The following is a 17,847-nucleotide window of genomic DNA, read 5'->3' on the forward strand; positions in this document are numbered from 1 at the left end:
ATGGTCATCGGGCCGACGCCCTTCGGCACCGGCGTGATCGCGCCGGCCACGGGCTCGCAGGAGGCGAAGTCGCAATCGCCGACAAGCTTGGACTTGCCTTCGCCTTTTTCCGGCGCGGCGACGCGGTTGATGCCGACATCGATCACGGTGGCMCCGGCCTTCACCCAGTCACCCTTGACCATTTCCGCACGGCCGACGGCGGCGACGAGGATATCGGCGCCGGCGCAAACCTTGGCGAGGTCCTTGGTGCGTGAATGGGCCATGGTGACGGTGGCATTGCGCGTCAGCAGCAGTTGGCCCATCGGCTTGCCGAACAGGTTGGAACGGCCGATGACCACGGCGTTGAGGCCCGAAAGATCGTCACCGTGGATGGTGCGGATCAGGATCAGCGCGCCGGCCGGGGTGCAGGAAATCAGGCCGGTGTCGATATCGCCGGTGGCAAGCTTGCCAGCATTGACGACATGCAGGCCGTCGACGTCCTTTTCCGGCAGGATCGACTGGATCACCGTTTCGGAATTGAGGTGCTTGGGCAGCGGCAACTGCACCAGAATGCCATGGATGGTCGGATCGGCATTGAGCTGRGCGACGAGCGCCAACAGCTCTTCCTGCGTCGTATGCTCAGGCAGAGAATGCTGCACGGACTTGAAGCCGCATTCCTTGGCCATGCGGCTCTTGGCGCCGACATAGGCCTGGCTCGCCGGATCATTGCCGACGATAACCACGGCAAGCCCGGTCTCGACGCCCGTCTCCTGGCGCAGGCCAGCCGTGGTGGCTTTCACCTGGTCGATGACGGAAGCGGCAATCTCGGTGCCGTTGATGATCTTGGCCAATTGAAGTCCCTCCACCCGAGCGGTTGTTGCGGCGCGATCCTAACGACCGTCTTCCCGGCGCAATAGTCTTATCGCGTCCTGGATCGCCGCACTTTCAACAGCACTTAGAGGCAGGCGGGTTGGAAATCAATCATTGATCCTGCGACGCGAGAGCGCGGCAAGGCGTTCGCGCATGTCGGCGAGATCGCGTTCCAGCCGGCGCAATTCGTCGTCTTCGCGCGGACGAGGCCGCGAAACGGGCGCCTCGACCCTGGCCGGCGGCGTGGGCGCGGTCTGGCGCATCTGCGATGCGGCGTTTGCCAGGTCCACGGTCATAGCCTGGAAGGCGCCGATCGTCTCCTTGAGAGCCGCAGTGAGCGCAAGGGTGTCTTCGTTTGGTCCCGTCTGGCGAGGGGGGGCCGGCTCGTACAAGAAGCGCTTGGCCGCTTGGCCGATCAGATGCACCGCCTCGACGAATTTCGTGAATTCAAGACTGCGCTCGGCCTCCGTGGAAATGGCAGCCATTTGCAGTGGCGCAGAGACAGGGCGGGACGGATAGACACGCGCCGGAACGGGTACTTCGGCTGTAACGACAGGCTGCGGCAGGCGATCCGGCTGACGTTTCAGGATCGACTCGATCTGGGTGGAGAAGGGTTGCTGTCGCGGCGCTTCGGCCTCGGCGCGCGTGGCTGCAAGGCGGCTTTCGAGCTCGGCGAGCCTTTGCTCCAGCCGCGCGGCACCTTGTTGCGGCGCCAAGGCGGCGGGCGGCGTCTCCTTGTCGTCGATATAATCGAGAAGCGAGCGGCGGTTCATGTCCCTGCCCTGTCTGTCGTTGAATTCGATCGTGGCAGATACGCGCCGCACAGGGAGCCCGCCTGCGACTCGCGCAGGCGCATGGTGAGGGCTCGCGGCACCCTAGGCCGGCATGGTTAACCGAAGCTTAACACGTGGAACCGGAGCAGGCGCGTCAGGCAGGCCGGGTCCCGGCGACCGCGCGCAGAGCCGCCTTCGCCCAATAGTTGGACGAATGGCTGAGCACGTGCCAGAAGAAAACCGGGCCGCCGACGAAATAGCGGCTGGAGAGGCGGCGCGGCTCCTGCATGACCCGATAGAGCCATTCCATGCGCATCCGGCGAACGACCATCGGCGCACGCGGCACCTCGCCGGCGACGAAATCGAACAATGCGCCGACGCTCATCACGACGCGCGCATGCTCGGGACGTATATGCCGTGCGACCCATTTCTCCTGCTTCGGCGTGCCCATGGCGACGAGCAGGATATCGAGCCTGTGCTGTTCGATGAGATCGGCGACCTCGGCTGATTCCTCTTCGCCGAAGAAGCCGTCATGAACCGCGATGAATTCATGCCACGGTGCATGCGCCTCGAAATTGTCGCGCGCCTTGTGCAGCGTCTCCGGACGGGCACCGAGCAGGCCGACGCGCTTGGGCGTGGTTATATAGGTCAGGAGCGCGGGAACGAAATCCGTACCGTTGAGATTGGCGGGAAACATCCGTCCGCAGGTGGTCAGCGAGGCGAAATCGACACCGATGCCATCAGGCAGTACGACATGGCGGTCGAGCGCCCTGCGGAAGCTGATATCGGTGCGCATGATGTTGGCGTTGTGGGCGTTGAGGAACGCGATCATCGTCTGGCCAACCGGCATGTCAGCCAAAGTGCTGGCGAAATGCAGCGCTTCCGCCCAATCGAGATCACAGACCGGCAATCCAAGCACTTCCCGATTGGAGGCGAAAAGAGCCATATTCGAAACGACATTCATTCCCGACTCTCCACACAGGCTGCCGGGGGGTGGGAGAAATCCGGCAGACAGGCTTTGAGACCAACTGAGCAAGCTCCGTGCCATGCATGCGCATTGGCCGTGCCCCGTTGGTTTCACCCGCGTGAGGAAAGTCATAGCAATTGCGACTGAAACGCCCTTTAAGTCATTCAATCAAAAGCGAAATCCGGCTTTTACCGGCAATTAACCTGATCACTAAACAATGATATTTTTCAAGGAATTAGTAGAAATCATCTGGGCTCGGCGACGACTATTATTTGCGATCGAAATATAAGTGTGCCGGATATATTCCGGCGAGGGTGTGCCAGATCGAAAAATCGTGAGCAAGACTGTATGATTTCGCCACAGTGCGGGCCGAAATGGAACCGTGAGTAATCGCCGGAAGAACCGGTTTTCGGTCCACCCGGATCGCTTCGTTAATGCTCTTTGTTGGCGTCCGCCGAGGAGGCTTGTTTGATATCGGTCGGCGGCTCTTCCTCGACAATCTTCTCGCCGCCATTCTTGAGGCTGGTCTTGTTTTCGCGGCTCGCCTTCAGGTCGTCCTTGGAGAGATAATCGACCTGCTCGAAGATCACGTCCATCACCGCATCGGTGCCAAGGCGCTTGTTGAGCGCCCCTTTGACCCGCTCGCGGAACGCATTGACGTCGAAACCGCGATTATCCTTGACGCGGATCAGCCTGTCGCCAATCAGCGCGGTGTAAAGTTCGTCCGTCAAAAGCGCGGGAATCGGCAGGGTCATGCCGACCATCTTGTTCTTGTCGACGACATAAGAGGTCTTGGTGATGAAATAGCCGACCACATCCCCGCCTTCCAGCACGGGGAAAGTCACCATCTCGCCACGCACCAGTTCTTCCTGGGCTTTCTGCTTGGCGGCCTCCTCGGCAGGGTCGACAGGCCTGGACATCTCGATCGACGCATAGACGGATCCCAGCGTGACGACCGCCACCCAGACGCCGGTGAGGATGAGTTTCAGCATCGGTCAGACCTGTCCTAGAATTCGCCGTGGCGGAACTGTTCCTGGGTATAGGTGCCGTCGCCGTCGCTTTCCTGGGCCGCATTGCGCAGAATATCGGTCACCGTGCGTACAGCATTGAGATGCGCCTCCAGCTTGCGGGCATTGAGCAGGAGCTTCTGCTTGAGGAATTTCATCTGCGACGAGAAGCCAGTCGGAAAGTCCGCCTGGCTGGTGTCGCGGCAGAGTATCGTCAGTTCGTAGAGGCAGCGGCTCTTATGCGCATTCGACGCCTTGATGTCGAATTTCGCATCCGTGCCGATCCGCTCGTTTTCGTTGTCGATGATCAATTCCAGGCGATCGAGAACGGTCTGCAGCCGTACGTCCCTGAAATTCTCCTCGGTCACCACCATCGCTATCCGTCCATTCTCTATCTGAGCCTGCCATCCGTTCAGACGGCGGCAGCAGTCGTGTCTTTCTTGTCGTGCCTATCGTGCTTGCCGTTCTTCAGGGGCTGGGCGCCCTGGATGAACTTGTCGAGCACGTCCATCTGCTTTTCGTCGATAATCTGGGTTGCCATATGCAGGCGTTCGCCGCGATTGTGCTCAACGGCTTTCTTGTCGTGAGTCCGCGTCGAGCCGTGTTCGGCAAGGTTCTCGGCAATGCCGATGCCGCCATTCTTGGAGATTTCGTCGGCGAGCTTTTCAGCCATCATGCCTTTCCAAATCTCGCCCGTGGCGCCCTTGCCATAGATTTCGTCGCTGTCCGGCATCATCGATTTGAGGAAGTTCGACAGCACCATGGATTCGAACTTGCGATAGGCCGGCGGGATATCTTTCTTGTGCAGCGCGTTGAGCTTCGTGCTGTCACGGATATGCTCACGCGCGACCGTCGCATCAAAGGAACTGTCGGTGCTAGCCAGACGCTGCGCGTTTGTCGCCGCCTGCCCGGCCTTCAGCTTGGCCTGCGCCTCTTCCAATTTGGAAGGGTCGGCCGCCTTGACCACGTCGAGAATGATATCGCTGGGAGGATTGATTGCCATGGATGTCACCGAATAAGGGCCGTAGTGGCCTTGCCGCTATCATCGTTGTTCAAGCTTGACCGTACCTTGCAGGCCGACGGCCGGATCAAAGCGCGTCCGGCTTGAATTTCAGCGCGATCTGCTGGTCGAGAACGTCGTAGACCGCTGCGTCGTCGGCTTCGCGCCGCTCGTCGTCGCGTGCCTCCTTCATGCTCTCCTCCAACCGGTCGCCCTTGGTGCGCTCGCGCATCATCCTGTTCTCGTGAATCTGCTGGACGGTTTCGAGATGCTGGTCCTTGGCCGTCAGCCGGCTTATCTGGCCGGAATAGAGCCCGGCGAAGATCTGGTGGACGGAATTGAGCGAGCCGATCGCCTCGACGACCGCATTCAGGTTCTCCTGGACGTCCTGCCGGGCGCGGGTGGTATTGGCGAGCTCGACCTCCGCCATATGTTCGAGATGCCGCTGCACCTTGACCAGTCTTTCGAGTTTGTCGGAGCGAGAGCGCCGGATCATCAGGTCAATTCCTCATTTGAAAATCTGGCTGAAGGCGTCGCCGAACAGCGTCAGCATCGATACGATGCCGAAATAGAGCAGAAGCACGCCCCCCACGACCTGATACGGCGTGGAGATGAAATAGACGGGAACCACCGGGGCGAGTTTGTTGATGAAGCCAATCGCCATGTTGAACAGCACGTTGAACAGGATGAAAGGGCTCGCCAGCCTGAGCATCACCGTGAACGTTGCAGCCAGCGTATCGACCAGCGACACCAGCGCCTTCTGCGCATCGAAAACATCGTTGACCGGCCAGATTTTGTAGGATTGCGCCAGCGCCAGGAAAAGCTGGTGATGGAAATCCAGCATGAACAACACCATCAGCCCGCCGAAGGTGATGAGATTGGTGAGCTGGCCTTCTGCCGTGTCTTCGAGGATGTCGCCGGCCGGCGGGGTATTGAGGCCGATCATCTGGGTAATGACAGTGCCGAGGAACTGCAGACCGAGCGCATAGAAGCGCGTGATCAACCCCAGCACCGTACCGATGAAGATTTCATGGAAAATGGTCAGGATATAGATCGGCGTCGAGGCATGAACCTTCGGATAGATCGAATCCCACATCAGCGGCAACAGTGCCAGAGACACGGTCATGGCGACGAACAGCCGGACCGTCACCGGCACCCGCGCCGTCGAGAAACCCGGGACGACCATCAGGCATCCGGCGACGCGGCAGAAAGCCAGGAACAATGCCAGGACCAGGGACGCTGGATCCTGGATCATGAAATCGTCCCGAGGATCTTGATTTCGATGCCCTTGGCGAGTTCGACATGCGACAGAACCGGCAGCGTCGCGAACAATCGCTCGATGATCATCCGCACATAGGAACGCGTTTCCGGCGACGTGACGAGGACGAAAGGCAGGCCCCGGTCGAGATATTCGCGCACCACCTTGGTTGCCTGGTCGGAGAATTCTTCCAGGTGGCGCGGGTCGATGTCGAATTCGACGATTTCGCCCTTGGCGTCGCGCTTGATCGCCTGGTGGAAGATCATGTCCCACTTGTTGCCGAGCCGCAGCACGCGCAACAAACCGTTGTCGGAGAGATCGCCGCAGATCTGCTGCGACATGCGCACACGCACATGTTCGACGATCTGCTCGGTCTTGCGCACATGCGGCGCCAGTTCGGCCACCGCTTCGAGGATGAGATGCAGGTTGCGGATCGAGACGCGCTCGGCCAGCAGCAGCTTCAGTACGGCCTGAAGGCCGGAATAGGACATATGCGTCGTGCAGATCTCGTCGGCCAGCTTCTTGTATTCGGGGTCGAGACGATCGATGAGGATCTTGACGTCCTTGTAGGACAGAAGCTGCGGCAGGTTGTTGCGGATGACTTCCGACAAATGCGTGAGCACGACCGAGACATTGTCGATCGGGTGGAAACCTTCGCGCTTGAGTTCTTCGGTGAAGGTTTCGAGCACCGAATAGGCCGGCATGCCGAAGGCGGGCTCGCGAACGTCGTCGCCCGGCACGGAAGGCTTGCGGCCACCGCCGGTGATAACAAGTACTTCTCCGACGCGGAGCAGATTGGACGCCACCGTCGTGCCGTGGATGCGGATATGGTAGGACTTGTCGGGAATGCCGAGCTCGTCCGAGACCTTGATTTCCGGCACGACGAAACCGTATTGGCTGGCGAATTTCTTGCGCATCTTGCCGACGCGGAAGGCGAGCTCCTGGTGGGCGCCAAGCAGGCGGGTGGAAACCTGCTTGCCGAGCGCCAGCTCGATCTCGGGCGTCTTCAGCGCCTGCTTGACGGAGTCCTTGTCCTCGGCCTTGACCTCGGAAGCCTTCTTCTGCTCCTCGGCCTGGCGCTTGGCCTGGTTCTCCGCCTCCACGCGGCGCGGAATGACCCAGCTGCCGAAGGCCATGATGCCGCCGAGAGTAACGAAAGGAATGAAGGGCAGGCCCGGTACCAGCGCCAAAATCAGCACCAGCGCCGAGGCCATGCCGAGAGCGCGCGGATAGCCGCCAAGCTGATCGATGACCGCCTTGTCGGTCGAGCCCGTCTGGCCGCCGCGCGAAACGAGCAGGCCGGCGGCGAGAGAGATGATCAGCGCCGGGATCTGCGAGACCAGGCCGTCACCGACCGAAAGCTTGACGAACACATCGGCAGCTTCGCCGATCTGCATGCCATGGCGGAAATAGCCGATGATGATGCCGCCGAAGATGTTAATCGCGGTGATCAGCAGGCCGGCGACGGCGTCGCCGCGCACGAATTTCGAGGCACCGTCCATGGCGCCGAAGAAGGAGCTTTCGTCTTCCAACTCCTTGCGGCGACGACGGGCTTCCGATTCGTTGATCATGCCGGCCGAAAGGTCGGCGTCGATCGACATCTGCTTGCCGGGAATGGCGTCCAAGGTGAAACGCGCGCCGACTTCGGCGATACGCGTCGCGCCTTTGGTGATGACGATGAAGTTCACCACCACCAAGATCAGGAAGACGATAAGACCGATGACGAAGTCGCCGGACATGACCAGGCCGGCGAAGCCGGCGATCACATGGCCGGCAGCCTCGTGGCCTTCATTGCCGTGGCTGAGAATGACGCGCGTCGTCGCGATATTGAGCGACAGTCGCGTCATGGTCGCGATCAGCAGGATGGTCGGGAAGGACGAGAAATCGAGCGGCTTCTGAATCCACAGCGCCACCATGAGGATGAGCACGGAGAATGAAATCGAAAACGCGAGGCCCAGGTCGATGAGAAACGGTGGTATCGGCAGGAACAACGTCGCCAGGATGACGACGATACCGACGGCAAAGCCGATATCGCGCCCCTTGGACGCAATTTTGGGAACTGCAAGTGACGTTACATCCGCCATAAAATACCCGCCTCATCATGAGCCGTATTGCTAGCCCTGCCATGCTATCGGCCGAAGCTTGCGCGAGGGGTACGTTGACGAGATGGGGCGGGATGGCACCGGCGCGGTCATTTCAGCTGGTCGCGTCTACAACCGCTTTGACATTGCCTGCCACTCGACTATATTTTTTGCGGAGATCACCCGATGTTTTCGCAAAAATTCCTCGATCAAATCTACGAAGCCGCCTTCAGACCAGAGCTGTGGAAGGATGTGCTCGACGACATGGCACGGCAGACCGGTGCGGTCGGCACGCTGCTGCACGGGTCGAGCGATGTAAAGCACCGTTCCATCGCCTCCGACACGCTCGGCGAGCTGATGGAGCAGGCGCCGAAATGGGGGAATATCAACGCCCGCAGCCAGCTGTTGCTGACGCTTCCCGATGCGCAATTCCATTCCGATATCGACCATTTCAGCGAAGAGGCGATGCGCGAAGACTGGCTTTACCGTGACTTCCTCTGGCCGATGGGTCTCGGATATGCCGCTGCAACCCATATCAAGATCCCCAATGGCGACACGCTGATCCTCTCCGTCGAACGGGCGCGCAGCAACGGCCCGTTCAGCCGCCAGGAGGTCGATGCGCTCACCGGCCTGCGCCCGCATCTGGCCCGTTCGGCCATGCTGGCCTCGCGGCTGGAATTCGAACGCATCCGCGGCGCCAATCAGGCCATGCAGATGACAGGCCTGCCGTCGGCCGCGATCACCGCCCAAGGCGAGGTGATCGACTGCAATGACCTGTTTTCGGCGCTATCGGAGCAGATGCTCGTCGGTGCCCGCGACAGGCTGACGCTCGCCAATGTGGCGGCGAATACCGTGCTGCAGTCCTGTATCGAGGAGATGCGAAGCGGCAGTGCCGAGACGGGGCAAGTCAGCCGATCGCTGGCGCTTCCCCGGACCGCGGTCTCGGAGGCGGCGATCGTTCATCTGTTGCCGGTGCGAGGCGCCGCACGCGACCTGTTTTCACGGGCAGCACTGTTTATGGTCGTCACCCCAGTCGCCAAAGCCAACCTGGCGCCGAGCGAGATCATCCGGGGCCTTTTCGACCTGACGGTCATGGAAGCAAGGGTCGCGCGCGAGATCGCCACGGGCAAAGAGCCGAGCATGATCGCTGTGGAGTTCGGAATTTCCGTGGAGACGGTGCGGGCGCATCTCAAGAGCATTTTTGCCAAGACCGGCTTTTCGCGGCAGGCAGACCTAGCCGCCACGATCGCCGGCATCCGCACCTTTAGCTGAACCGATGACGGGTCAGAACCCGCTCTGGACGCGGGAGAAGATCATGTTGGTGAAAATGGAAATCTGTGAGCCGATGAAAGGCGCTGAAATCGCGACTGCGGCGAAAACCGCGAGGATTTTCGGCACGAAAGTCAGCGTGATTTCCTGGACCTGGGTCAGCGCCTGCAGGAGAGCCACGACCACGCCGACGATCATCGCCGCAAGCACGGCCGGTCCCGACGCGACCAGCACGGTCCAGATCGCCGCCTGGACCATATCGAGTGCATCTGCCTCATTCATCGAGGTTTCCTCGCTTTAAATAGCGCCCGCAGGATCATCCTCCGGGATAGTTCGAATTCAGGCAATCCAAAAATCACTTGGACGTGCTGGATGTATCGGTCGCCGCGATCTTGATTCCGGTCTCGATGGCAATAGTCTTACCGTCTGTGGTGGTCGCGGTCGAGCCGTCCGATTTGATATCCACCGAGGCGACCACGCCGGTCGTCTTGCCATCGGCACTGGTGATCGTCTTGCCGATCATCTCCGTGGCCTGACTAAGTGAGGTCTGCGAGATCAGATCTTCGAGATGCGTATTGGTCTTGATCGACTGCTCGACGTTGGAGAACGAAGCAAGCTGCGCCATCTGCTGCGTTGCATCGACCGGATCGGTGGGATCCTGGTTCTTCATCTGCGCCACGAGCAGTTGCAGGAAGCTGTTGTAGTTCAAGGTCGCATCCTTGCCATCGGAAGCGGCCGTGGAGGTGCTGGTATTGCTGGTGCTGCTCGTCGTGTTGGTGGTGTTCGGGGTGACACCGGTAACGCTGTCTACTGCCATGGGGCAATCTCCCTGCGGATATGTTCGCGGACTGCCGGGGTGATCTCCTGGGCAGACAGGATTTTTTCCTCGATCGGATAGAGCGCCCGGATCGCCTTCAGCGCATCGAACGGCCGGCCGGAAGTGACGATCGCATCGATGCGCTTGAGCTCGGCGRGGATTTCCTCGTTCTGGAAGCTCGCGAGCAGCATGACGATCGATTTGCGGAACATCAGCCGCGACTGCTCGGCGCCTTCCGGATTGATCAGCATCATCTGGACGATGAAATAGAGCTGCTTGAGTGGCGTCGTGGCATTTTCCGGCTGCAGGACGTGGTTCTCCAGCAGGAAGGTGACGTCATTCAGAAATTCGACGGCGACTTTGCGATCCACCCTGAGGACAGCCCCGTTGATGAAAATCCGCTCGCCCGATTTAAGCGATATGCGCAAAGTGCTCTTCATTTCAATCCATCCCTGATGATGGTTATGATATCAGCGATACCTTTGAAGTTATGGGATTCCCTGAGTCGGATCCGGTCGATTTCCTTGAGAATCCAGATCCCGATGGAAATCAGGTCGGCTCTCAGGTTCAGCGGCAGCTGGTTCTCGTCGTTCCTGAGATCGTCGATGAACGCGACCCATACACGGCGCGTATAATAGAGCGCTTCGACCGCCTCCCGCGAATCGCGCCCGGCGCTCGTTGCAGATCGCAGGAGGACGATGGCGCGGTCCAGGACCTGCTTTTCACGCTCCCGCGAGTCGGCGACATCATCCGCCATGATCTCTGCATAGGAAAACTGGTACATTCAGTCCCTCTTATTCCGGTCATTCTTTGAAGCGTATCCGCTTTGCCTGAACCCAAGCTTACGCTTCATTGTTTTCTGTGTTTCGTCCCAGTTCGATATTATTATCGGAATACAACGGGTTAACCCGTCGCCTCTCCGATCAGAGTTCGTTGACGAGGCTCAATTGAGAGAGCCGCGCCGTCAGATTGTAAGAAATTTCCATCTGGTTGGTCAGCGCGGTGATCTTGGTCGAGGCCGCGTAGACGTCCACGCCTTCGAGGCTGTCGAGATTGATCTTGACGATGTCGACCTGCGCCTGCAGCGTGGTGTTGGCGAGCGACACCCGGTTCTCGGAAAGGCCGAGTTGGGTCCGCTCTTCGTCGATGCCGTTGATCGCCTTGCCCATATAGCCGATGGCAGCGTCACTGACGACCTGGCGCGTTTGGGCGCCGAACGGCAGATGCAGCAATTCAATGCTGACGACCGCCGCCATGGCCATATTCTTGAATCCATCATTGTTGGCGGACGACGACGTCTGCACGACCTCGGTCTTCGAAATACGGCTGGTCATCGGGTCGTCTGAAGATTGCGACCAGTTCGTGTTCCAGGCGTAGTTCGATGACGTCGGGTCGGTGAACATCGGCTCGACGACAGTGGTGAGAAAGCCTTGCATCTGCGTCGGGTTGATGTTTGCCGCGGCAGGGTCTGTCTGCGCAAACCCGAAATAGCCGAGGAATGCATTGTCGAACGCCGTCTTGGCGCCGGTGTCGTCCGTCGAATAGTTGCCCAGCGGCTTGACATCGGTGTTGACGCCCGAGAGCACATATTCGCCGTTGACCGACGTGTTGGCCGCATCGGTGAACTGATCGAGCACGTCCTTCATCGTCTGGCTGGCGGTGGTCAACTGCGTATTGTCATCCGAGCCGGAGAGCGCCACGAGCGTGTTGAGGCCGGTCTGGGCGGCATTGGCGATCGTTTCCAACGCACCCTGCGTCGATGACAGGCGCTGCGTGACGACCGAATTGGTCGACATCAGATTGCTCATCATATTGACGTCGCGGTGCAGGTTGAGCGCGCGCGATGTGGTGCCGCCCAGCACTTCGCCGATATTGTTGTAGCGGCCGCTGACGACTTCCTTCTGCGCATCCACCAGCTCGTTCTGCACCTGATTGATCGTCGTGCGCATCGAGTTGCTGACGGCAAGGCTGGATATGAATGAGGTTTTCATCTATCACGCTCCTATGGCAGCGAGCAGCGACTGCATCATCTGGTCGATGGCGGTGACGAGTTTGCTCGACGCCTTGTAACTCTGCTCGAGGTCGAGCATTTTCGACATTTCCTCGTCCAGGCTGACGCCCGTCGTGTTGGAAAGCGCATCCGAGACGCGTGTCAGCTGCGCCGACTTGTTGTCCTTGGCGGCAGAGCTCTCCGATATCATCTGCTCCAGCCACCCGACCGAGCCGGTGGCATAGTCGCCGATGGTGGCGCTGGCGTCGAGCAGCGTCGTTTCATCGAAGGGCTGATCCGCTTCGAAACCCTGCACATAGCCGTCGAGCATGCCGGAATAGCCGGCGTCATTGTTCTGGTTGCCGTCATAATCCGTCGATGCAATGCCTAACCCGTCGACGTCATAGCCGCCGTCTCTAAGCGCGGTCGGCTCGCCACCGAGGCTCTTGACCAGGCTGTCGTTGACCTTGATCTCGGCCGACAGGCCGGGCACCACGGTACCGGCCGCCGGCAGCGTGTCGCCGGCCGCGTAACCGGAATAGGTGAAAAGGCCGGGAATCGGATCGACGCCCGACGACGTCTGGTCAGTCTGGGCGAACATGGTGATCAGCCCGCGCGCCGTTTCATCGAGTTGCGACTGGTAGGTGGGGATCACCGAGTCACGCATCTGCAACAGCGCCTGCAGGCTGCCCTTGGCGGTCGTGTTGCCGTCTTGCCCGGCGCTCATCGGCACGCCGTCGATAACGACAGGATTGCCGGTCGTGTTGGCATCGAACGCTGCCGTCGGCGTGAACAGGATTTTGCGCGCGCCGCCGTCGTCGAGCATGGCGCCGTCGCTGGTGTAGAGCATCATGTCGTTGTCGCCGCGCGTCACCGCGCGAATGCCGACGATCTGCGAGATCTGCTTGACGAAGCGATCCCGCATATCCAGTTCGTTGTTGATGTCCTTGCCAGTTGCCGTGCCGACCTTGATCGTGGCGTTGACATCGTCGAACTGCTTGAGCAGGCCGGTCAATTGCTCGACCTGGGTGCCGATCTCCGTGTCGATGTCGCCACGCATCGACTGGATTTCCGACGAAATGTTGTTGAGCGAGTTGGACACATCCTGCGCGCTCGAAACCACGGTCGACGCCAGCGTCGACTCGTTCGGCTTGGTGGCATAGGCCTGCAGGTTGTCGCGCAGGGTCGCGATATAGGTCGACGGCGACGTCTCATAGTCGTTGCCGCCGAGAAGCGAACGGATGCGCTCCAGCCTGTCTTCCAATGTCGTCTGGGCCGAAGAATCGGCTGTAGCGATCATGGTCTGCTTGATCAGGCCATTGTCGTAGGCCCGATCGATGACAAGTTTCTGTGCACCCGAGGAGTCGATCGTCAAAGTGCCGGACCGATGTGAATAGTCCGGATTGGATGCATTGGCGATATTTGTCGCCACGGCCGAGCTTTGCAAGCCAGTATTGGAAAAGATCGATCCCGCAGTGTTGAGCGCGGCCGTCAGCGACATTGGACGTCCCTTTGTTTAAATTATTACCGCTTCAGATTGACGAGGACGTCCAGCAAGTCGGAGCCGGTCTGGAACACCTTGGAATTCGCGGTATAGGTGCGCTGTGACGAGATCATCGTCGTCAACTCGCCGGCAAGATCGACATTCGAGCTTTCAAGCGCGCCGGAGACAATGTCACCGAAGCCGTTGCCGCCGGCAAAGCCAAGGACGACGACGCCGGAATCCGTGCTCGGCGAATAGACGTTGCCGGAGATCACGTTCATATTATCCGGGCTTTCGACATTGGCCATGCCGACGCGATAGATCGGCAGGAGGTCGCCGTTCGCATACTGGGCGGAGACGATGCCGTCCTTGGATATCTGGACCTTGTCGATCTCGCTGGCGCCGTTGCCGTCGACAGACGCATCTTGAACCGAGAACGCATAGTTCAACTGCGTCATGTTCGAGAAGTCTATTGTGAAAGAACCCATATTGGGAATGTCGGTGCCGTTAGAGTTAATCGTGACACTTGTCGGCGACGCCGTACCGCTGCCAGTTGTGGTCTTGCCGTCATCCAACTTTCCAGTGCCCGGATCGAAGACGAGGAGATCAGTGGTTGGATCATTCAACGGACCGACGGCCGTATTGGTGCCCGATCCATCCGGCGGATCCTGGTATGGGAAGCCGCCGGTATTGGGGTCCGCATAAGCCTGGTTGTAGACAGCGGTTTCCCAGGTGGGCGGAGCATCCGAAGTCTTGGTGAAATAGATGTCGAGCAGCACTTCGTTGCCAAGCGAATCATACGCCTTGAGTGAGCTTTTGCTCGTATACTTGACATCCTCGCCCAAAGCAGTATTGGCTGCGGTTCCAGCCGTTATCTCGGTCGTTGGATCCACCACGGTCGCGGTGGAATCCACATTAGCCGAGAACGTGGCAGCCGTGGATACCGTCGCCTTCAGCGAAGTAGCGCCAATCGAAATCGGAACAAGGCCGTTATAGCCATTGACTACCGGGGTCGGCGTGCTTGACGTGTAAGGATACCCCATCAGCGTATAGCCGGCCGCATTGACGAGCTGGCCTGATGCGTTCGGCACGAAGGAGCCGGCACGCGTCAGATAGGGCGTGCCGCTAGGATCTTCCACGACAAAGAAGCCGTTGCCGCTGATGGCCATATCCGTCGAGGACGAGGTGTAGGTCAGCGCGCCCTGCTGATCGATGGAGTAGCGGACATCGGTGTTCACCGAGCCCGAATTGTAATTGCCGCTGATCGAAGGCAGCAACAGGGAAGAGAATTCAGTCGAAGCCGACTTGTACCCTGTCGTGCTCGCATTCGCGATGTTGTCAGACACCGTGCTCAAACGGCTCGCCTGGGCATTCATGCCCGACGCGCCGGTGGTCATCATACCGTAAAGGCTCATGTCGGATCCTCGTTTCCGTATTATTTACAGACTAGAGGACGTGCCTTGCGTGAACGTTGCGACCCGACAGATATCCACTGAGGGAGCCGCGCCCGTCCTCATGCGGGCACGTCCCAGGGGTCACTGCCAATCGATGCAGTAACCGAGGAAGCGCTTGGAATCGATCGGGTCGAAACCCAGACGCTTCCGCAGCTTCTTGCGCAGCTTGCTGATGTGGCTTTCCACGACATTCTCCTCCACATCTTCATCGAAGATGCCGTAGATCGCGTTGAAGATCTGCGTCTTGGAGACACGCCGGCCACGGTTGGAGACCAAATATTCGAGGATTCGCCGCTCCCGCCGCGGGAGAGGGAAGACCTCGCCACTGATTTCAGGATCGCGACCGTCCGAGAACACCCGGACCGCGCCGATATCCGTATAGTTATTGGCCGTCTTGTGGCGCCGGCGAATTGCTGCCGCCCGCGCCAGGATTTCACGCGGGTGCACAGGTTTGCGCACCACATCGTCGACACCACAATCAAAGAATGCAAGTGTCATTTCGAGAGAGGGCGAATCAGAGACCGCAATAACCGGTGCCTGGCTTCTGTCCCTGATCGCTTTCGGGAGATCCAATGAGAATTCGGATTGCCCAATCAAAAAGGCTTCCACGGCCTCGATATCCGTGTCCGCCGCAGTATTTACCCACTCGCCGAATTCACCGGGATCGAACCCGGTGGAGGGCACGCCCTCTCTGCAAAAAAGTGAGGTATAACCGTCCTTTACGAGCCTACGCTCGTCTACCACCACTATCATCGTCCGCCTCCGAATCAGTGTAGTGTTTCAACGACTTATGAGTACGAATCCCTGGACTCAGCGTAAACTACATATAATTGTAGGTGGAAATTAACAGTTGATTAAGAATTTGGGGCGATTTGACCTAGATATAGTAGTCACCACATAGGGACGGCACTATTTTATAGAACCAAAAGTTAACACATGGTTAACGCGCGAAAATACCCCCCTTGACTCGTAGGACGCGTCCGCAATCTCGCCACAAAGAATCCATGACGAGTCGGGGTGGATTTGTGCAATTTTCAGTTGTTGCAGAAAATATATGCCGCAGGCGTCCACTTGCCATAACCCGTCGCCACAAGGTTTGAAATCACCCTGCAGACATACTGTTTCTGGGCAGGATCATTGTCAGGCCCGGCATGATATCGGGCCACCGCCATCGTCCATGTAACATGCTTCGCATGCAGCGCTGCAAGGAATTTCGCGGCGTATTCGACGTTCTTCTTCGGGTCTAGCATTTCGGCAACACCGGCGAATTGCTCCCCATGGTAATGATGATTGATCTGCATGCAGCCGAGGTCGATCAGGATGGCGCCTTCGCGTGAGGCTTCATCGAAAATCTGCTCTGCCTCCTGTTCCGAACCGGCAAAATAGGCCTTGCCTTCGACGTTGAGAGACCAGGGCTGCAGCGATCCTTTCTTGCCGGTCTCCGTCAGTCCGACCGAGTAGAGGATGCCTTCGGGAACCTGGTATTTTTCCGCGGCCGCCGAGATTTCACGTTCGCAGATCCCGGTCGACGCCCGGGCGTCAGAGATAGAGATTGCCAGAGCGGGTATCGTCAGTGCTGTTGCCAGTGTCGCCGAGAGATGCCGTCCGCTCATTGCCCGTCCAATTGTTCTGGTTGGCGTTGCGCCGCGCGCTGTCGTCGCGCTGGCGCGCCGTGTCACCCTGGCTGCCGTCCTGCAGGCTCTGCTGGCCGTTACCGGACTGGCTCTGGTTGCCACCTGTCTGACCGCTGTCGGCGCGCGTTGAAGGCGCCAGCTGGATCGACACCTGGTCGATCGAGAAACCGTGCTCCTTCAAGGCCTTGACGAGGCCATCGTGATCCTGGGAGAGCTGGCGATAAGCATCCGCGGTTTCGACCCGAACCTCCACCGAGAGCTCGTCGCCCTTGAGCCGCAGCGATGCCGTCATGTTGCCGAGATGCTCGGGGCTCATCTGCAGCTTGAGCGTATTGACCTCGGTGGCGGTCGCGTGCTGCACGCCACCCGCCTTGGCGTCCTGGAGAAGCTGTGTCAGCGACGGGTCGGATTTGATGGCATCGCTCAGCGCATTGGCATTGGAGCTTGTCGAAGCGTCGTTCGAGAAGCCGAGATAACGACGCGCTTCAAGCACCGTGACGAAATCCGGCTTGTCGCCGCTTGTACTTTTCGTGCTGACGGAGTCCTTGTCCTCAGAGAGTTCGACGTCGGAAGTCCGCACCTTGTCATCCAGCAGAACCGTCTGAATCTTGGGCGTGTCGTCGGACTGCGTTGTTTCGCTATCATCCGAGTTGTTGGTGCCAACATTCCGCATCGCCGCAGCCTGATGCGGCGGCGCCTGGGCGACAACAGCAGTATCGGCCCTGGAGACTTCCACGTTCGCGTCGGTCGATAGTTCCGTCTTGAGGTCCGTGGCGCTGGCGTCCTTTGCATCGTCGGCCTGGCCGTCGGCCTTGTCCTTGCGGACAGATTTCACATCCGCGCTGTCCTCGACATGGTCGTCGCCCACAACAGTTTGCGCCGGTTCGAGCATGGCGCGCAATTCCTGCGCAGGATCGGAATGAGCCTTTGCGTTCGATGCGACAGCTTTGTTCGAAGCCGCCGGCTTCGTGTTGTTCTTCGCAGCATTTGCCGTCTTGTCGTCCGCCTCGTCTGCGAGGTCGGCGGCATCATCCGCGAGGTCGACGGCATCATCCTGGTCTGCCGTCTGGTTTTCAGCCTTGCCCTTCAACAGTTGCTGCAGATCGCCCGAGAGGCTTATCCGGCCTTGCTGCTGTCCCGCCGCGTCGTCGGCAGCGTCCTTGCCGGTTGCTGTGGATGCATCGGCGATGGCTGTTCTGAGATCGATCTTCGGAAATTTGGGATTGACCAGTGATTTCTCATCGTCGGCAGCGTCATCATTGGCA

Annotated in this window: 20 protein-coding genes; 1 reads left to right on the top strand and 19 read right to left on the bottom strand. The window is 59.3% G+C overall.

From position 1 onward, the window contains the following. The 9 genes from folD to flhA all read right to left on the bottom strand — a co-directional run. Positions 1 to 830 (bottom strand): bifunctional methylenetetrahydrofolate dehydrogenase/methenyltetrahydrofolate cyclohydrolase FolD (folD, locus tag AC1DYF_RS38615; RefSeq protein WP_477883998.1); only part of this gene is annotated, 830 nt, incomplete at its 3' end. A 126-nt stretch (positions 831 to 956) separates the two neighbouring features. Next, on the bottom strand, positions 957 to 1,673 hold the full coding sequence (locus AC1DYF_RS38620; protein WP_477883999.1) for a hypothetical protein: 717 nt from the start codon (positions 1,671 to 1,673) through the stop codon (positions 957 to 959). A 103-nt stretch (positions 1,674 to 1,776) separates the two neighbouring features. After that, entirely contained in the window at positions 1,777 to 2,586 is an 810-nt protein-coding gene (locus AC1DYF_RS38625) for a WecB/TagA/CpsF family glycosyltransferase (protein ID WP_477884001.1), read from the bottom strand. Positions 2,587 to 3,020: 434 nt separating this feature from the next. After that, a complete protein-coding gene (locus AC1DYF_RS38630) occupies positions 3,021 to 3,581 on the bottom strand; it encodes a hypothetical protein (protein ID WP_477884002.1) in 561 nt (186 codons plus the stop codon). Positions 3,582 to 3,595: 14 nt separating this feature from the next. Beyond that, entirely contained in the window at positions 3,596 to 3,970 is a 375-nt protein-coding gene (locus AC1DYF_RS38635; protein WP_477884004.1) for a hypothetical protein, read from the bottom strand. Between the two features lie 38 nt (positions 3,971 to 4,008). Beyond that, on the bottom strand, positions 4,009 to 4,599 hold the full coding sequence (locus tag AC1DYF_RS38640; protein ID WP_477884006.1) for a rod-binding protein: 591 nt from the start codon (positions 4,597 to 4,599) through the stop codon (positions 4,009 to 4,011). 85 nt (positions 4,600 to 4,684) lie between these two features. Further along, positions 4,685 to 5,092 (bottom strand): hypothetical protein, encoded by a 408-nt coding sequence (locus AC1DYF_RS38645; RefSeq protein WP_477884007.1) that lies wholly within the window; start codon positions 5,090 to 5,092, stop codon positions 4,685 to 4,687. A 12-nt stretch (positions 5,093 to 5,104) separates the two neighbouring features. Beyond that, a complete protein-coding gene (gene fliR / locus AC1DYF_RS38650; RefSeq protein WP_477884009.1) occupies positions 5,105 to 5,851 on the bottom strand; it encodes a flagellar biosynthetic protein FliR in 747 nt (248 codons plus the stop codon). Next, positions 5,848 to 7,938, bottom strand: coding sequence for a flagellar biosynthesis protein FlhA (gene flhA / locus AC1DYF_RS38655; protein ID WP_477884011.1), 2,091 nt, complete (start codon positions 7,936 to 7,938; stop codon positions 5,848 to 5,850). Before flhA ends, fliR begins: the two co-directional genes overlap by 4 nt. 183 nt (positions 7,939 to 8,121) lie before the next feature. On the opposite strand from flhA, the gene AC1DYF_RS38660 reads away from it, so the two are divergent. Then, on the top strand, positions 8,122 to 9,207 hold the full coding sequence (locus AC1DYF_RS38660; RefSeq protein ID WP_477884012.1) for a helix-turn-helix transcriptional regulator: 1,086 nt from the start codon (positions 8,122 to 8,124) through the stop codon (positions 9,205 to 9,207). Between the two features lie 12 nt (positions 9,208 to 9,219). On the opposite strand, the gene fliQ is transcribed toward AC1DYF_RS38660, so the two are convergent. From fliQ to AC1DYF_RS38710, 10 genes are all read right to left on the bottom strand, one after another. Further along, positions 9,220 to 9,486, bottom strand: a complete 267-nt coding sequence (gene fliQ / locus AC1DYF_RS38665; RefSeq protein ID WP_477884014.1) for a flagellar biosynthesis protein FliQ — start codon at positions 9,484 to 9,486, stop codon at positions 9,220 to 9,222. Positions 9,487 to 9,559: 73 nt separating this feature from the next. Beyond that, positions 9,560 to 10,021 carry a flagellar hook assembly protein FlgD gene (gene flgD, locus AC1DYF_RS38670; protein ID WP_477884015.1) on the bottom strand — a complete coding sequence of 154 codons (462 nt, stop codon included), beginning with the start codon at positions 10,019 to 10,021 and terminating at the stop codon, positions 9,560 to 9,562. Further along, positions 10,012 to 10,461 (bottom strand): flagellar biosynthesis repressor FlbT, encoded by a 450-nt coding sequence (flbT, locus tag AC1DYF_RS38675; RefSeq protein WP_477884016.1) that lies wholly within the window; start codon positions 10,459 to 10,461, stop codon positions 10,012 to 10,014. The genes flgD and flbT overlap by 10 nt, the downstream gene beginning before the upstream one ends. Next, positions 10,458 to 10,805: a flagellar biosynthesis regulator FlaF gene (flaF, locus tag AC1DYF_RS38680; RefSeq protein WP_477884017.1), complete on the bottom strand. Its 348-nt coding sequence runs from the start codon at positions 10,803 to 10,805 to the stop codon at positions 10,458 to 10,460. The genes flbT and flaF overlap by 4 nt, the downstream gene beginning before the upstream one ends. 139 nt (positions 10,806 to 10,944) lie before the next feature. Beyond that, positions 10,945 to 12,012: a flagellar hook-associated family protein gene (locus tag AC1DYF_RS38685; protein WP_477884018.1), complete on the bottom strand. Its 1,068-nt coding sequence runs from the start codon at positions 12,010 to 12,012 to the stop codon at positions 10,945 to 10,947. A 3-nt stretch (positions 12,013 to 12,015) separates the two neighbouring features. After that, a complete protein-coding gene (flgK, locus tag AC1DYF_RS38690; RefSeq protein WP_477884020.1) occupies positions 12,016 to 13,512 on the bottom strand; it encodes a flagellar hook-associated protein FlgK in 1,497 nt (498 codons plus the stop codon). A gap of 23 nt (positions 13,513 to 13,535) precedes the next feature. Next, positions 13,536 to 14,909 carry a flagellar hook protein FlgE gene (locus AC1DYF_RS38695; RefSeq protein ID WP_477884022.1) on the bottom strand — a complete coding sequence of 458 codons (1,374 nt, stop codon included), beginning with the start codon at positions 14,907 to 14,909 and terminating at the stop codon, positions 13,536 to 13,538. 120 nt (positions 14,910 to 15,029) lie between these two features. Continuing rightward, positions 15,030 to 15,701 (bottom strand): response regulator transcription factor, encoded by a 672-nt coding sequence (locus AC1DYF_RS38700; protein ID WP_477884023.1) that lies wholly within the window; start codon positions 15,699 to 15,701, stop codon positions 15,030 to 15,032. A gap of 281 nt (positions 15,702 to 15,982) precedes the next feature. Continuing rightward, a complete protein-coding gene (locus AC1DYF_RS38705) occupies positions 15,983 to 16,561 on the bottom strand; it encodes a transglycosylase SLT domain-containing protein (RefSeq protein WP_477884025.1) in 579 nt (192 codons plus the stop codon). Next, a partial coding sequence (locus tag AC1DYF_RS38710; RefSeq protein ID WP_477884027.1) for a flagellar hook-length control protein FliK occupies positions 16,488 to 17,847 on the bottom strand: 1,360 nt, incomplete at its 5' end. The genes AC1DYF_RS38705 and AC1DYF_RS38710, both read right to left, overlap by 74 nt.

Source organism: Rhizobium sp. P2_G9, from assembly GCF_056403475.1.

Bases quoted from the DNA above. Each gene is read 5' to 3' on its own strand.
- AC1DYF_RS38695 (WP_477884022.1), bottom strand. From the start codon at position 14,909: ATGAGCCTTTACGGTATGATGACCACCGGCGCGTCGGGCATGAATGCC.
- flgK (WP_477884020.1), bottom strand. From the start codon at position 13,512: ATGTCGCTGACGGCCGCGCTCAACACTGCGGGATCGATCTTTTCCAAT.
- AC1DYF_RS38685 (WP_477884018.1), bottom strand. From the start codon at position 12,012: ATGAAAACCTCATTCATATCCAGCCTTGCCGTCAGCAACTCGATGCGC.
- flgD (WP_477884015.1), bottom strand. From the start codon at position 10,021: ATGGCAGTAGACAGCGTTACCGGTGTCACCCCGAACACCACCAACACG.
- AC1DYF_RS38625 (WP_477884001.1), bottom strand. From the start codon at position 2,586: ATGAATGTCGTTTCGAATATGGCTCTTTTCGCCTCCAATCGGGAAGTG.
- flaF (WP_477884017.1), bottom strand. From the start codon at position 10,805: ATGTACCAGTTTTCCTATGCAGAGATCATGGCGGATGATGTCGCCGAC.
- flhA (WP_477884011.1), bottom strand. From the start codon at position 7,938: ATGGCGGATGTAACGTCACTTGCAGTTCCCAAAATTGCGTCCAAGGGG.
- AC1DYF_RS38645 (WP_477884007.1), bottom strand. From the start codon at position 5,092: ATGATCCGGCGCTCTCGCTCCGACAAACTCGAAAGACTGGTCAAGGTG.
- AC1DYF_RS38705 (WP_477884025.1), bottom strand. From the start codon at position 16,561: ATGAGCGGACGGCATCTCTCGGCGACACTGGCAACAGCACTGACGATA.
- AC1DYF_RS38700 (WP_477884023.1), bottom strand. From the start codon at position 15,701: ATGATAGTGGTGGTAGACGAGCGTAGGCTCGTAAAGGACGGTTATACC.
- AC1DYF_RS38640 (WP_477884006.1), bottom strand. From the start codon at position 4,599: ATGGCAATCAATCCTCCCAGCGATATCATTCTCGACGTGGTCAAGGCG.
- fliR (WP_477884009.1), bottom strand. From the start codon at position 5,851: ATGATCCAGGATCCAGCGTCCCTGGTCCTGGCATTGTTCCTGGCTTTC.
- AC1DYF_RS38660 (WP_477884012.1), top strand. From the start codon at position 8,122: ATGTTTTCGCAAAAATTCCTCGATCAAATCTACGAAGCCGCCTTCAGA.
- AC1DYF_RS38635 (WP_477884004.1), bottom strand. From the start codon at position 3,970: ATGGTGGTGACCGAGGAGAATTTCAGGGACGTACGGCTGCAGACCGTT.
- AC1DYF_RS38630 (WP_477884002.1), bottom strand. From the start codon at position 3,581: ATGCTGAAACTCATCCTCACCGGCGTCTGGGTGGCGGTCGTCACGCTG.
- fliQ (WP_477884014.1), bottom strand. From the start codon at position 9,486: ATGAATGAGGCAGATGCACTCGATATGGTCCAGGCGGCGATCTGGACC.